Origin of the sequence: Serratia grimesii (assembly GCF_900186025.1) — a bacterium.
Classification (GTDB): Bacteria; Pseudomonadota; Gammaproteobacteria; order Enterobacterales; family Enterobacteriaceae; genus Serratia; species Serratia grimesii.
In genome coordinates this window covers 1,123,348-1,137,218 of sequence record NZ_LT883155.1, presented here as the reverse complement: position 1 = coordinate 1,137,218, position 13,871 = coordinate 1,123,348, and the positions used below count along the sequence as shown (strand labels likewise).

Here is a 13,871-nt window from a genome sequence, read left to right as displayed (position 1 = left end):
CACTTGAGGTTTTTCTATGAACAAAAACAGAGGGTTAACGCCTCTGGCGGCAGTTCTGATGCTTTCAGGCAGCTTAATGCTTACAGGATGTAACGATAAAGAAACCCAACAGCAAGGCGCCCAACCACCGGCTCCCGAAGTGGGTGTAGTGACATTGAAGGCAGAGCCTCTCAATATGACTACCGATCTTCCTGGCCGTACCGCTGCGTATCGTATCGCCGAAGTTCGCCCTCAGGTCAGCGGTATTATCCTGAAACGCAACTTTGTTGAAGGCAGTGATATCAAAGCAGGGTCTTCCCTGTATCAGATCGATCCTGCCACCTATCAGGCAAGCTATGACAGTGCCAAAGGCGATTTGGCCAAAGCACAGGCCAGCGCATCGATCGCGCGCGTCACGGTAAACCGCTACAAACCATTGCTGGGTACCAGTTACATCAGTAAGCAGGATTACGATACCGCCGTCTCCACGTTGCAGCAGGCAGAAGCCGCAGTGGTCGCTGCAAAAGCCGCAGTGGAAACCGCACGCATCAACCTGGCTTACACCAAAGTGACTTCACCGATCTCCGGACGTATCGGCAAATCTGCCGTAACTGAAGGTGCGCTGGTGACTAACGGCCAGACCACTGCACTGTCCACCGTGCAGCAACTTGATCCGATGTACGTTGACGTCACACAGTCGAGCAACGATTTCCTGCGCCTGAAGCAAGAACTGGCCAGCGGTGCGCTGAAACAGGAAAACGGTAAGGCCAAGGTGAAACTGCTGCTGGAAAACGGTGCGCAATACGAGCAGGAAGGCACGCTGGAATTCTCTGACGTCACAGTTGATGAAACCACGGGCTCCATCACTATTCGCGCCGTGTTCCCGAACCCGAACGATATCCTGCTGCCGGGCATGTTCGTTCGTGCGCGTCTGGATGAAGGTGTGCGTAGCGATGCGTTGCTGGTACCACAACAGGGTGTAACACGTAATCCACGTGGCGAAGCTACCGCGCTGGTCGTGGGCGCTGACGACAAAGTCGAATTGCGCACGCTGAAAGCGGATCAGGCGATTGGCGACAAATGGCTGGTTACCGACGGTTTGAAAGCCGGCGACCGCGTGATTGTCACCGGTCTGATGAAAGCCCGCCCAGGCGCTCAGGTAAAAGTGCAGGAAGTTGACACTCAGGCGCAAAAGCAGCCGCAGTCTGAAGCGCAGAAGTCATAAAAAGGAGCCGGTAAGACATGGCTAAGTTCTTTATAGATCGCCCGATTTTCGCCTGGGTAATCGCCATCATCGTCATGTTGGCGGGGGTGCTTGCAATAATGAAACTGCCTATTGCGCAGTATCCAACTATTGCACCACCAGCGGTCAGTATTTCCGCAAACTATCCAGGCGCGGATGCAAAAACGGTGCAGGATACCGTCACTCAGATTATCGAACAGAATATGAACGGTATCGATAATCTGATGTACATGTCCTCCACCAGTGACTCCTCTGGTAGCGTCACCATTACATTGACATTTAACTCTGGCACCGACCCTGATATCGCACAGGTTCAGGTTCAGAACAAATTGTCACTGGCTACACCGCTGCTGCCACAAGAAGTACAGCAGCAGGGCCTGAAAGTTGAAAAATCGAGCAGCAGCTTCCTGATGGTTGCTGGCTTCATTTCCGACGATCCGAGCATGACTCAGGACGATATCGCGGACTATGTAGCCTCTAACATCAAAGACCCTATCAGCCGTTCATCCGGTGTGGGTGAAGTGCAACTGTTTGGTGCCCAGTACGCCATGCGTATCTGGTTGGATCCAAACAAGCTGAACAATTTCCAGCTGACCACGACGGACGTGACGTCCGCCATCACCGAGCAGAACAACCAGATTGCCGCAGGGCAATTGGGTGGGATGCCGCCGGTGCCAGGCCAACAACTTAACGCATCAATCATTGCGCAGACCCGTCTGACCTCTCCAGAAGAGTTCGGTAAAATTCTGCTGAAGGTGAATGCTGACGGTTCTCAGGTTCGCTTGAGAGATGTTGCACACATTGAACGTGGTGCGGAAAGCTATGCCGTTACCGCGCGTTATAACGGTAAACCGGCTGCTGGCTTGGGTATCAAACTGGCTACAGGCGCCAACGCCCTGAACACCGCGAAAGCGGTTAAAGACGCGCTGACCAAGATGCAACCTTTCTTCCCTCAAGGGATGAAAGTGGTTTACCCGTACGACACGACCCCGTTCGTTAAAATCTCAATTAACGAAGTGGTAAAAACGCTGATCGAAGCCATCATCCTGGTGTTCCTGGTGATGTATTTGTTCCTGCAAAACTTCCGCGCAACCTTGATCCCAACGATTGCGGTACCGGTAGTATTGCTGGGGACCTTTGCGATTCTCGCGGCGTTTGGCTTCTCGATAAACACCCTGACGATGTTCGGCATGGTGCTGGCGATAGGCTTGTTGGTGGATGACGCCATCGTGGTGGTAGAGAACGTCGAGCGTGTGATGTCCGAAGAGGGACTCCCGCCGAAAGAAGCCACCAAGAAATCGATGGAGCAGATTCAGGGTGCGTTGGTCGGTATTGCCATGGTGCTGTCAGCGGTATTCGTACCAATGGCATTCTTTGGTGGCTCAACGGGCGCTATCTACCGTCAGTTCTCCATCACTATCGTTTCTGCGATGGCACTGTCAGTACTGGTTGCGTTGATCCTGACACCAGCACTGTGCGCCACCATGCTCAAACCTGTGCCGAAGGGCGATCACGGGGTTAAAACCGGCTTCTTCGGTTGGTTTAACCGCATGTTCGAAAAGAGCACCCACCACTACACTGACAGCGTCGCGGGCATTCTGCGCAGCACTGGTCGTTATCTGGTGATCTACCTGCTGATCGTTGTAGGTATGGGGCTATTGTTCCTGCGTCTGCCTTCTTCGTTCCTGCCGGACGAAGACCAGGGCATATTGTTGACCATGGTACAGTTGCCAGCGGGTGCCACCGAAGCGCGTACCTCTAAGGTACTGGAAGAAGTCACCGACTACTTCCTGACCAAAGAAAAAGATAACGTCGTTTCTGTGTTTACCGTTGCGGGCTTCGGCTTTAACGGTAATGGTCAGAACAACGGTCTGTCGTTCGTCAGCCTGAAAGACTGGTCCGAACGTAAAGGTGAACAGAATAAAGTGCCGGCGATTGCAGGCCGCGCCATGGGTGCGTTCTCGCAAATCAAAGACGGCTTGGTATTCCCGTTCAACTTGCCAGCGATTATCGAATTAGGTACCGCGACCGGTTTCGACTTCCAGCTGATTGACCAGGGTGGCCTGGGGCATGAAAAACTGACCGAAGCACGTAACCAGTTGTTGGGTATGGCAGCCAAGCATCCGGACTTACTGGTGGGCATGCGTCCAAACGGTTTGGAAGATACGCCGCAGTTCAAGCTGATCATCGACCAAGAGAAAGCCAAGGCGCTGGGTGTTAGCATCACCACCATTAACAGCACGCTGACAACGGCACTGGGTGGTTCATACGTTAACGACTTCATCGACCGCGGTCGTGTGAAGAAAGTATACGTGCAGGCTGACGCACCGTTCCGTATGTTGCCAGAAGACATCAACAAATGGTTTGTTCGTGGCACTAGCGGCCAGATGGTTCCGTTCTCCGCCTTCGCTTCCGCGAAATGGGAATACGGTTCACCACGTCTGGAACGTTATAACGGCCTGCCTTCCATGGAAATTCTGGGTCAGGCTGCACCGGGTAAGAGTACCGGTGAAGCAATGAACATGATGGAAGAGTTGGCTTCGAAACTGCCGAGCGGCATTGGTTATGACTGGACAGGTATGTCCTATCAGGAACGTCTGTCCGGTAACCAGGCTCCTGCGCTGTATGCCATCTCGATTCTGGTGGTGTTCCTGTGTCTGGCTGCATTGTATGAGAGCTGGTCAATTCCGTTCTCGGTTATGCTGGTTCTGCCACTGGGGGTTATCGGTGCGCTGTTGGCAGCCACGATGCGCGGTCTGAACAACGACGTGTACTTCCAGGTGGGGCTGTTGACCACCATAGGTCTGTCAGCGAAGAACGCCATATTGATTGTGGAATTCGCCAAAGACCTGATGGATAAAGAAGGCAAAGGTCTGATAGAAGCCACATTAGAAGCGGTACGTATGCGTCTTCGTCCGATTCTGATGACTTCACTGGCATTTATCCTCGGGGTACTGCCGCTGGTTATCAGTAGCGGTGCAGGCTCCGGTGCACAGAACGCAGTAGGTACCGGCGTTATGGGCGGGATGATCACCGCAACCGTTCTGGCCATCTTCTTTGTTCCGGTCTTCTTCGTGGTGGTTCGCCGCCGCTTCAGCAAGAAGTCTGAGGATGTAGAACACAGCCATCCGGTCGAGCATCACTGATAACACAGTGACCGCTTACCTCTGAATACAAAGGCCGCTTATGCGGCCTTTTTTTTGGTGGCAAACACCCGAAAAACGGGGTTTTCGGATGTTTGGAGTAAACCAGAGACAATATCCTTTGTTTATTGCAGCGCGTATGTCGTTGCTTTAACCACAAGTCACTTCCTCCGTAATCTTAGGCCGCTTATGCGGCCTTTTTCTTTTGCTTCATCCTCTTAATGCAAATCACTCTCATTAATTCATCTACAGATGCATTTTGTACTTGATCCGCCCTGCCGTGCAGCGCATAATTATTGTTATAGTATAACATTACATCGGAGTGCATCATGAAAGCAGGCATCCACCCAAACTACCGCACCGTCGTGTTCCACGATCTCAGTGCTGATACCTACTTTAAGGTGGGATCGACCATTAAGACCGACCGCACCATTGAGCTTGAAGGTGAGAGCTGGCCGTATGTCACTCTCGATATCTCTTCCGCTTCTCATCCGTATTACACGGGCAAGCAGAAAGAGTTCTCAAAAGAAGGCAGTACCGCACGCTTCCAGCAGCGTTTTGGTCGCTTCTTTACTGGCAGTAAGTAAAAGGGAATCGATATGCAGGTTTTGAGCTCGTTGCGTTCGGCGAAGAATCGTCATCCGGATTGCAAAGTCGTGCGGCGAAAAGGTCGTATCTATGTGATTTGTAAAAGTAACCCACGCTTTAAAGCGGTACAGGGACGTAAGAAAAAACGTAAGTAATGCAGTGCCATCTGTCTGTCGCAAAGCCCCGTTGCTGCTCAACGGGGCTTTTTTTATGGAGAAAGCTGTAACACCAAAAATGCCCTGCCTGACAGACAGGGCGAATCCGTTATTTCATGCTGCCGAGTAGAGTATCGACATTGTGCTTAAATGCCTGCACGTAAGTGGCTGCTGGACCATTAGCTTTGGATAAGGCCTCCGGATACAGTTCCCCCCCAGCCTTGGCCCCCGTGGCGGCGGCAATTTGCTTCACCAGGCGTGGGTCTGTCTGGTTTTCAATAAAGTAAGCATTAACCTTTTCTTGTTTGATTTGCTTGATCAAACCGGCCACGTCGCTGGCGCTGGCTTCGGCCTCGGTAGAGAAACCGACTGGGGCAAGGAAGGTGACGCCATATTCTTGCCCAAAATAGCCAAAAGCATCATGGCTGGTCAGCACCTTACGCTTTTGCTGTGGTACTGCAGCAAATTCTGTTTTTGCCCACAGATCCAACTTCTGCAACTGCTGGATATACTCCGCGCCACGTTGACGGAAATAGTTGGCATCTTCAGGATCGGCAGCAATCAGCGCATTCATCACATTAGTCGCATACTGCACGCCATTCTTCATGCTGTTCCAGGCATGGGGATCGGTGATTTCCTTACCGTCTTCATTCATCTGCCGTGAGTTAACCCCTTGCGATGCTGTAACCACCTGCCCTTTGTAACCTGACGCGCTGACCAGGCGATCGATCCATCCTTCCAACCCCAGACCGCTGACAAACACCACATTCGCCTGTGAAAGCAGTTTGCTGTCTTTCGGCGACGGTTCAAAACTGTGTGGGTCACCGTCCGGGCCTACCAAGGTAGAGACATTCACATGCTCTCCCCCTACCTGCTTGACGATATCACCGAGGATAGAAAAACTGGCGACAGCGTCGACGGTCTTCGCCATAGCCAATGGGCTGGACAGCAGAGCAGCCACTGCCAGCGATATAGGTAAACGTTTCATACTTTCTCCTTGCACATAGCACTTCTCAACGGCGCGCGAGAGAGTAGATTCCCCCACGCGTCCCAAACAAAATCGAAGCAAAAAAGATTACGCTGGCACTCAGCACAATCGCAGGACCAGCGGGCAATGACGCGTAGTACGACCATTCAAGCCCGACAAAGCTCGAAAGCATGCCAATCCCCATAGCAACCGCCAACGTATGCGGCAGATTGCGCGCCCAAAAACGTGCGCTGGCAGCAGGCAACATCATCAGTCCAACCGACATTAAGGTACCGAGGATTTGGAAACCGGCGACCAGGTTGATCACCACCAAAGCCAGAAACATCCCGTGTATCAGCGCCAACCAGCGTGGTGCGCTGACGCGTAAAAAGGTGGCGTCAAAAGATTCAATCACCAACGCACGGTACAACGCGGCCAACACTAATAAAGAGAAGCTGGTTATCGCCCCCACCATTAAAATGGCATGCGTGTCCACCGCCAGGATCGAGCCAAACAACACGTGCAGTAAATCAACGCTGGACCCCCGTAGCGAAACTAATGTCACTCCCAGCGCCAGTGATCCCAGATAAAAACCTGCAAAACTGGCGTCTTCTTTCAGCGGCGTCCGGCGGCTGACCAATCCGGACAACATCGCTACTGCCAAACCGGCAATAAACCCTCCGACCCCCATTGCGATCAGTGACATGCCGGAAATCAGATAACCGATCGCGGCCCCCGGTAGCACCGCATGGGATAACGCATCACCCACCAGACTCATGCGCCGAAGCAACAAGAAAACCCCTAGCGGTGCGGCGCTGAGCGACAGTGCAAAGCAAGCAACCAACGCACGGCGCATGAAGCCGAATGAGGCAAAGGGATCAATGAGTGTATCAAGTAACATCATTGCGCCACCGCCACACGACATACCAGTGGGCTGGCGACATTCAACGCGGGGATATGCTCCAACACCCGACTGGCAGCTCCCCAGTGGCAGCACTCCGGTGTCAGTAACAATGCTTGAGGAAAATGATTAGCCACCATCGACATGTCATGCAGTACCGCAATGACGGTCTTCCCTTGTCGATGCAACTGTGCGATCACTTGCAACAACAACTGAGTCGTCGCGCTGTCGATGCCGGTAAAAGGTTCATCCAGTAAAATCAGTGGTGCCTGCTGGACCAGCAGACGTGCGAACAATACCCGCTGTAGTTGCCCCCCGGAAAGCTCGCCAACCGGACTATGTGCCATCGACGTCATACCCACGGTATCTAACGCCTCAGCAATTTGCAGTGCAACGCGTTTGCGCAACCCACCAAACATGCCGCTCTGCGGCCAGCTTCCCATCGCCACCAGATCGCTCACCACGATCGGAAACTGGCGATCCAGTTCAGCCTGCTGCGGCAAATACGCCATCCGCGGCAATGTATTACCACTAAAGGACAGGCTGCCGTTCTGTAGCGGCAAAAGCCCAGCCAACGTTTTCAGCAACGTCGATTTTCCGGCGCCGTTTACCCCGACAACCGCGGTAAGAGAACCCGCAGCAAAGTGGCCACTGAGCGGTGGAAACAGAGGTGCCCCGCCGTAACCAATCACCGCCTCTTGTAACGTTATCATGGCAATGCCACCGCCCAGGATATGCCCAACCAGAGTAAGACCAACAGCAAGGTAGCGATGCCGCAGCGTAATCCTGCAGAAGCAGTGAACAGTGAATGCAATGACGGCACAGCGCCATCGTGTGATGTGGATGTCAGTTTCATGATCAGACGACAAGAGATTAAATTGTTACAGTATAACATCACAAAGACTTCAGCAGCTCAAGTGCCCACTCAGTGATTAGTGCAACTGAACGTAACAATAAAGTGAAGCATCTGCCGACACATGACCCTTTTCGAAAACGAGGGCTACTCCTTTAGAGATATACTGAGTAACATCAGGGTTATTAACCGATAAACAACGTTGGGTTAGTGTAAAAAAGCCTTCAGTTAACGAAAAGTTTACCGACGAAGTGTTCAAAAAGGAGTAAGATAATTAGACAGGAACGCCATAAGGTCAGGCATTAAATGGATCTAATTCTCCACTGTCGAACAATGACGGAAGCACTTTCTGTTAAAAAACTAAAGAAAGTGATCATCGATAAAATGTCAGAGTTGGAACCGGCATTGACCAGCGGCTTGAGTTTTTATTCAGAAAGTGCGCGTTATGCCGAAGGTTCATTAGAAATACTTGATATTCAAGCACTGAGCAACGATAAGTATTCAATGAGTTACCGCTATAAATGGACAATTTTCAATGCCTGTCTGGATATCAGTGCAGAGGAATACATCAGCGATAGTGTCACTTTTCGCGTAGCCGAACAGGGACTCATCTTTGACATCATTGATAACTCCCGTCCATCTACAGCAGATGAATTGTAAGTTTACGTAATAACAGCAGGCCAGATGCGAAGAAATGATTTATATTCATTATACGGAAAGTTTATTTTGTCATCTTCATTAAGCTGTCTCCGTCTATGATGTAAATCAGCTTACTCACAGAGTGTTATCAACACCGAAATTAAGACTTACGGAGGGGATGATATGGATGAGTATTCGCCTAAAAGGCACGATATTGCTCAGCTAAAATTCTTGTGCGAAAACCTGTATGATGAAGGCATTGCCACGCTGGGCGACAGTCACCACGGCTGGGTGAACGATCCGACATCTTCCGTCAACCTTCAGCTTAATGAGTTGATAGAACATATTGCTTCGTTTGTGATGAGTTATAAAATTAAATACATGGACGAAAGTGATTTATCGGAGTTAGTCGAAGAGTATCTCGATGATACCTACACGCTGTTCAGCAGTTACGGTATAAATGATTCCGATTTGCGTCGTTGGCAAAAAACCAAGGCGCGATTATTCAGAATGTTCTCAGGAGAGGACATCTGTACGACAATGAAAACTTAGGGGATAATTATCCCCAAATTATTCTTCTCTACGGTTTATTACACCAAAGGTTATCATGACTAAAATTGATTATCTGATGCGTTTACGTAAATGCACCACAATTGACACACTGGAACGCGTCATTGAAAAAAACAAATATGAGCTTTCAGATGATGAGCTCGAGTTGTTTTACTCTGCAGCCGACCATCGTCTGGCTGAGCTCACCATGAATAAGCTGTACGATAAAATCCCAACGGCCGTTTGGAAGTTTGTAAGATAGTCCCGGTGTAAAATGCGTTGGGCCGATACATTCATCGGCTTCAATGTTCCCCTGCTAGCGTATTTATCCCATTGACTTCCTAGACTTTCATTCGCTGTTGGAAATCTTGCAATAACAATTGGAAACAATCATCAATTAATACTGGATGGTTTCTGTGTGTGCTGCGCATTAACGCCACGGTGCGGCTTAACATTGGCTGTTGCAGCTGAACCACGGTTAATTCGTCATCATTCAAATGTGTGGTGTAAAGTTGCGGTAAAATTGCCACCGCTAATTTCGAACGCACCAAACCATATAACGTCTCTAAAAAATCCACCTGGTAGCGCGCGGTTAAATTCAAACGGTGACTTTCGGCCAGTGCCAACACCAATCGGCTGATATTCCCTTTAGAAAAAACAGCGATATCCCGGCGAGTTAATTGTCGCCACGGTAAGTGATGTGATTCAGCCAAGGGATCATCACGACGCATAACCACCACAAATGGGTCTTCCTGCAACGGATATATCTCCAGCGACTCGGGCACTGAGCTATCCAGCGCACCAATGCCAAAATCGATTAACCCGTTATCTAACTGTAATAACAGCGAGTCATTCGTTTGATCATGAAACTCGATACGCAGACGAGGAAAGTGCGTCGCCAGTAATTGCGGCACTGCCGGAAATAATAACCCGCTGACGGAGGGCACCAGCCCGATACGCACGGTGCCGTCGCCACCCGCCAACATAATACGCTGCATATCGTCAAACGCGGCCTGTGCCACGTTCAGCAGCCGCTCAGCATGTGGCAAGATAGCCGCGCCCTGTTCTGTTAATGTCACCGCAGAGGCCGTGCGGTTCACCAACTTGCCCCCTAACACCAACTCTATCTGCCGCAGCGCACTGCTCAACGCCGGCTGACTGATCGCCAGTCGGTTTGCCGTATCGGTAAAATGCCGCAATCTCGCCAAGGTAACGAAATATTGGATCTGCTTTAGAGAAAGCGCGGGCAACCGGCGCCAGGGTTCAGACATGTCAGGTTTCCGTCAGCTAACAAAGTAAACGTTTGCGACAGCATAAACGTTTCTTATCAGGCGATAAATTAAATCATCTGTGCAAAGTCCCCCCGCCCGCCTAGAGTAACAACCCTGTCATTATGCCGGGTAATTACCATGACCACTCATTACACCAGCGCGGGCGAACGCCAGCGTGCGGTGAAAGCCGCATTAGGCCAACTTCCTTTCGATTTACTGCTGACAAACGCCGCGTTAATTGACATGGCAACCGGTGAGATTCGCCACGCTGATGTCGGCATCGTTGGCTCATTGATTGCCAGTGTTCACCCCTGCCGCACAATGACTGACGCCTTACTGACACAAGATTTGGCTGGCGCTTACCTGAGCCCTGGGCTGATCGACACCCACGTGCATGTTGAAAGCTCGCACCTGCCACCAGAACGCTACGCTGAGATCGTCGTCGCCCAAGGGACCACGACGATCTTCTGGGATCCGCACGAGCTGGCCAACGTACTCGGCGTTGCTGGCGTGCGTTATGCCGTCGATGCCAGCCGAGGCTTGCCGCTCCGGGTGATCTGCGCTGCGCCCTCGAGCGTACCTTCCACGCCGGGATTAGAAATGTCTGGCGCTGACTTTGGCGGTCAAGAGATGGAAACCATGCTGGCATGGCCGGAAGTCGGCGGTGTCGCAGAAGTCATGGATATGCATGGCGTACTCAATGGCAGCGAGCGCATGCTCGAAATCCTTGATGCAGGGCTAAATAGCGGCAAGTTGATTGAAGGCCATGCACGTGGGTTGAGCGGTGCTCAACTACAAGCCTATCTGGCAGCGGGTGTTACTTCTGACCACGAACTGACCTCCGGCGCAGATGCGCTGGAAAAATTACGCGCGGGCCTGACATTAGAAATAAGAGGGTCTCACCCTTACCTGCTACCAGAGATCGTCACAGCACTGAAAACGCTCCCGCACCTATCCTCACAAGTCACCGTGTGCACCGACGATGTGCCACCCGACATGCTGCTGGAAAAAGGCGGCATTGTGGCGTTGCTTAATATGCTGATCGAACAGGGGTTGCCGGCAACTTATGTACTACGCATGGCTACGCTCAATGCCGCCATCCGCTTACAACGCAATGATCTCGGGTTGATTGCGGCAGGCCGCATCGCTGATCTGGTGGTATTTGATTCGCTGGAGTCATTGTGCGCGCGGCAGGTCTACGTCGCAGGGAAACTGATGGCACAAGACGGCAAGATGCTGGCCCCCCTCAACGCTAACCCGAATGTCGCAGCACCACGTAATACCTTACAACTGCAACCGCTGGTTGCAGACGATTTCATACTGAAGATTCCCGCCATCCACCATGGCAAAGCGACTCTGCGTCACATTAAGGGGGCTCGTTTTACCCAGTGGGGAGAAACAACGGTCGAAGTACGTGACGGTAACGTACAGATTCCAGATGGCTTTAGCCTGATTTGGGTTCAGCACCGTCATGGTCGTCACCAAGCCACGCCACAACTGGCACTGCTGGAGGGTTGGGGTGAATTGCGTGGCGCTATCGCCACCAGTTATTCGCATGACTCACACAATCTGGTGGTACTGGGGCGTGATCCTGCCGATATGGCGCAGGCCGCCAATGCCCTAATCGCCACTGGCGGCGGCATGGCCTTAAGTCAAAACGGCAAAATCCTGGCACAGGTGGCGATGCCGATTGCCGGCATGCTTTCGGACCTGCCCGCGACCGAATTGGCACAACAGTTTAGAAATCTGCGCGATATGAGCGCACAGATCGCTGATTGGGAACCGCCTTACCGGGTTTTCAAAGCAATAGAAGGCACGTGCCTGGCATGCAACGCCGGACCACACCTGACCGATCTCGGCCTGACTGACGGCACAACGCGCCAGATTGTCGATCCACTGATCGCCTGCTGGGAAACACCAGCATAAAAACAAACATAATAACAACAGATAACCTATAGATTTCAAGCTGCGGCCAGGCCGTTCCGCTTGAGATACGACAGGTATAGCGACAGGAGATTGCCTTCATGGCAGAAAATTCAGTACCTGCTCCAACACCAGGGGGCTGGCTGCAGCGGCGTTTTCAACTGCACGCGCGGCAAAGTAGTGTCAAAACCGAATGCCTGGCCGGGATCACCGGTTTTCTGGCCGCAGCCTATCTGCTGGTCGTGATCCCCGGATTACTGGCCGTCGGGGGTATGGATAAAGGCGCAGTCACCACAGGCACCATTCTGGTGTTCGTGTTGGGTACCTTGCTGATGGCATTTTACGGTAATCTGCCGTTTATTGTTGGGCCGGGTATCGGCGGTTCAGTGCTGGTGGGCGTGACACTGGCTGGCAGTGAAGGCATCAGTTGGCAAATTGGTCTGGGTATCGCTTGCTGGTCAGGTATTTTGTTTTTCGTCTTAACCCGGTTAGGGCTGCGTGAAGTCGTCACTCGCTCGGTACCGCAATCGATCAAGCTTGGGCTAACGGCCTCTATCGGGCTGTTTGTCGCGATACTGGGGTTCCGCAACGCCGGGTTGGTACTGGCCAACGCAAAATCCAATGCGCTGATGCTGGGTGACTTCACTGCGCCCGGTGCATTGATTGCATTGTGTGGCCTGTTTTTGGCGATTGCTCTACAGGCCCGGCGCATTCCCGGCGCTATTCTCTGGGCGATCCTGTTCGCTACTCTGGTCGGTATCCCATTCGGCGTAACACATCTGCCAACCAGCCTGATGGCGATGCCGCATTCATTGGCCCCAGTATTCGGCCATGTCGATCTGATCGGCGCATTGAATATTGCCTTCTTACCCTATCTGTTTGTGTTTTTCGCTTCGGAGTTTTTCTCAACCATGGGCACGACGCTGGCCGTGGGGGGGGAAGCCGGATTGCTGGACGAGCACGGTAATATGCCGCACATCAACCGCCCCTTCATGGTGGACTCTATCGCCGCAGCCCTCGGTCCCTGTGTCGGTATTCCTGCCGCCACAGCGCTGATCGAGTCTTCAGCAGCCGCCGAAGCTGGCGGAAAAACCGGGCTAACCGCACTCGCTGCGGCGGTGATGTTTTTACTGATGCTACTGTTCACGCCGGTTGCCCTGATGATCCCGAAAGAAGCGACTGCACCAGCGCTGATTTTGATCGGCCTGAATATGTTCAGCGGGTTGCGCAAAGTCGACTTGGCCAACTTTACCGACGGCCTGCCGGTACTGATGATGGTGATGATCACATTGATCGCCAACAGCTTTGGTACTGGCATCGCAGGTGGGTTGCTGTTCTATATCATTATCAAGGTGATTGCCGGTAAGTGGCGTGAAGTGCCTGTGGGTCTTTATCTACTGGCGATCCCACTGGCGTACTATTTCGCTACGCTGGTTAGACACTAAGATTGACGTGTTGCGCTGTAGAAACCCAGCGCAACACGTTAACAGTTTCCGCGCAAAACCACTTTTATTGACTCCCTATCAAATAGCAGTATCCCCTAACTTCCGTTCTTATCTCTAATCTGAAACATTCTATTTTACTCGTTTTCCTATCCATAATGAAAAATTCGATCATTCCCCCCTGTTATCATGAAAATATCAATTATAAAAATAACCAT

At 51.8% G+C, this 13,871-nt stretch carries 13 protein-coding genes and 1 pseudogene; 9 read left to right on the top strand and 5 right to left on the bottom strand.

All coding sequences use genetic code 11. From position 1 onward, the window contains the following. The first annotated feature begins 16 nt into the window (after nucleotides 1-16). The 4 genes from sdeX to ykgO all read left to right on the top strand — a co-directional run bounded on the left by sdeX (nucleotide 17) and on the right by ykgO (nucleotide 5,108). Nucleotides 17-1,204: a multidrug efflux RND transporter periplasmic adaptor subunit SdeX gene (gene sdeX / locus SGBXF1_RS05265; protein WP_186427941.1), complete on the top strand. Its 1,188-nt coding sequence runs from the start codon at nucleotides 17-19 to the stop codon at nucleotides 1,202-1,204. 17 nt (nucleotides 1,205-1,221) lie between these two features. Then, complete coding sequence (gene sdeY, locus SGBXF1_RS05260; RefSeq protein WP_037425245.1) at nucleotides 1,222-4,368, top strand: multidrug efflux RND transporter permease subunit SdeY; 3,147 nt, start codon at nucleotides 1,222-1,224, stop codon at nucleotides 4,366-4,368. Between the two features lie 326 nt (nucleotides 4,369-4,694). Then, entirely contained in the window at nucleotides 4,695-4,952 is a 258-nt protein-coding gene (locus SGBXF1_RS05255) for a type B 50S ribosomal protein L31 (RefSeq protein WP_037425248.1), read from the top strand. Nucleotides 4,953-4,964: 12 nt separating this feature from the next. Next, complete coding sequence (gene ykgO, locus SGBXF1_RS05250; protein ID WP_037425251.1) at nucleotides 4,965-5,108, top strand: type B 50S ribosomal protein L36; 144 nt, start codon at nucleotides 4,965-4,967, stop codon at nucleotides 5,106-5,108. Between the two features lie 109 nt (nucleotides 5,109-5,217). Here the strand turns inward: ykgO and SGBXF1_RS05245 are convergent, their stop codons facing one another. Genes SGBXF1_RS05245 through SGBXF1_RS05230 form a run of 4 tightly spaced genes read right to left on the bottom strand, consistent with a single transcriptional unit; the run spans nucleotide 5,218 to nucleotide 7,832 of the window. Continuing rightward, nucleotides 5,218-6,096 carry a metal ABC transporter solute-binding protein, Zn/Mn family gene (locus SGBXF1_RS05245; RefSeq protein WP_186427940.1) on the bottom strand — a complete coding sequence of 293 codons (879 nt, stop codon included), beginning with the start codon at nucleotides 6,094-6,096 and terminating at the stop codon, nucleotides 5,218-5,220. Between the two features lie 25 nt (nucleotides 6,097-6,121). Beyond that, nucleotides 6,122-6,979: a metal ABC transporter permease gene (locus SGBXF1_RS05240; protein ID WP_037425259.1), complete on the bottom strand. Its 858-nt coding sequence runs from the start codon at nucleotides 6,977-6,979 to the stop codon at nucleotides 6,122-6,124. Continuing rightward, nucleotides 6,976-7,689: a metal ABC transporter ATP-binding protein gene (locus SGBXF1_RS05235; RefSeq protein ID WP_037425262.1), complete on the bottom strand. Its 714-nt coding sequence runs from the start codon at nucleotides 7,687-7,689 to the stop codon at nucleotides 6,976-6,978. The genes SGBXF1_RS05240 and SGBXF1_RS05235 overlap by 4 nt, the downstream gene beginning before the upstream one ends. After that, nucleotides 7,686-7,832: a hypothetical protein gene (locus tag SGBXF1_RS05230; RefSeq protein WP_186427939.1), complete on the bottom strand. Its 147-nt coding sequence runs from the start codon at nucleotides 7,830-7,832 to the stop codon at nucleotides 7,686-7,688. The genes SGBXF1_RS05235 and SGBXF1_RS05230 overlap by 4 nt, the downstream gene beginning before the upstream one ends. A 330-nt stretch (nucleotides 7,833-8,162) precedes the next feature. Here SGBXF1_RS05230 and SGBXF1_RS05225 point away from each other — a divergent pair, with 330 nt between their 5' ends. The 3 genes from SGBXF1_RS05225 (at nucleotide 8,163) to SGBXF1_RS05215 (ending at nucleotide 9,279) form a co-directional block, all read left to right on the top strand. Continuing rightward, entirely contained in the window at nucleotides 8,163-8,489 is a 327-nt protein-coding gene (locus SGBXF1_RS05225; RefSeq protein ID WP_061806803.1) for a hypothetical protein, read from the top strand. A gap of 162 nt (nucleotides 8,490-8,651) precedes the next feature. Further along, nucleotides 8,652-9,020 carry an Hha toxicity modulator TomB gene (gene tomB, locus SGBXF1_RS05220; protein ID WP_004940312.1) on the top strand — a complete coding sequence of 123 codons (369 nt, stop codon included), beginning with the start codon at nucleotides 8,652-8,654 and terminating at the stop codon, nucleotides 9,018-9,020. 55 nt (nucleotides 9,021-9,075) lie between these two features. Then, nucleotides 9,076-9,279: an HHA domain-containing protein gene (locus SGBXF1_RS05215; protein ID WP_044548719.1), complete on the top strand. Its 204-nt coding sequence runs from the start codon at nucleotides 9,076-9,078 to the stop codon at nucleotides 9,277-9,279. A gap of 79 nt (nucleotides 9,280-9,358) precedes the next feature. Here the strand turns inward: SGBXF1_RS05215 and SGBXF1_RS05210 are convergent, their stop codons facing one another. Beyond that, entirely contained in the window at nucleotides 9,359-10,288 is a 930-nt protein-coding gene (locus tag SGBXF1_RS05210) for a LysR family transcriptional regulator (RefSeq protein WP_037425272.1), read from the bottom strand. Between the two features lie 138 nt (nucleotides 10,289-10,426). On the opposite strand from SGBXF1_RS05210, the pseudogene SGBXF1_RS05205 reads away from it, so the two are divergent. Beyond that, nucleotides 10,427-12,239, top strand: a pseudogene (locus tag SGBXF1_RS05205) (adenine deaminase). Nucleotides 12,240-12,312: 73 nt separating this feature from the next. Further along, complete coding sequence (locus SGBXF1_RS05200) at nucleotides 12,313-13,656, top strand: NCS2 family permease (RefSeq protein ID WP_061806802.1); 1,344 nt, start codon at nucleotides 12,313-12,315, stop codon at nucleotides 13,654-13,656. Nucleotides 13,657-13,871 lie beyond the last annotated feature (215 nt).

Coding starts and splice junctions, on each gene's coding strand:
- sdeX (WP_186427941.1), top strand. CDS start 17: ATGAACAAAAACAGAGGGTTAACGCCTCTGGCGGCAGTTCTGATGCTT.
- sdeY (WP_037425245.1), top strand. CDS start 1,222: ATGGCTAAGTTCTTTATAGATCGCCCGATTTTCGCCTGGGTAATCGCC.
- SGBXF1_RS05255 (WP_037425248.1), top strand. CDS start 4,695: ATGAAAGCAGGCATCCACCCAAACTACCGCACCGTCGTGTTCCACGAT.
- ykgO (WP_037425251.1), top strand. CDS start 4,965: ATGCAGGTTTTGAGCTCGTTGCGTTCGGCGAAGAATCGTCATCCGGAT.
- SGBXF1_RS05245 (WP_186427940.1), bottom strand. CDS start 6,096: ATGAAACGTTTACCTATATCGCTGGCAGTGGCTGCTCTGCTGTCCAGC.
- SGBXF1_RS05240 (WP_037425259.1), bottom strand. CDS start 6,979: ATGATGTTACTTGATACACTCATTGATCCCTTTGCCTCATTCGGCTTC.
- SGBXF1_RS05235 (WP_037425262.1), bottom strand. CDS start 7,689: ATGATAACGTTACAAGAGGCGGTGATTGGTTACGGCGGGGCACCTCTG.
- SGBXF1_RS05230 (WP_186427939.1), bottom strand. CDS start 7,832: ATGAAACTGACATCCACATCACACGATGGCGCTGTGCCGTCATTGCAT.
- SGBXF1_RS05225 (WP_061806803.1), top strand. CDS start 8,163: ATGACGGAAGCACTTTCTGTTAAAAAACTAAAGAAAGTGATCATCGAT.
- tomB (WP_004940312.1), top strand. CDS start 8,652: ATGGATGAGTATTCGCCTAAAAGGCACGATATTGCTCAGCTAAAATTC.
- SGBXF1_RS05215 (WP_044548719.1), top strand. CDS start 9,076: ATGACTAAAATTGATTATCTGATGCGTTTACGTAAATGCACCACAATT.
- SGBXF1_RS05210 (WP_037425272.1), bottom strand. CDS start 10,288: ATGTCTGAACCCTGGCGCCGGTTGCCCGCGCTTTCTCTAAAGCAGATC.
- SGBXF1_RS05200 (WP_061806802.1), top strand. CDS start 12,313: ATGGCAGAAAATTCAGTACCTGCTCCAACACCAGGGGGCTGGCTGCAG.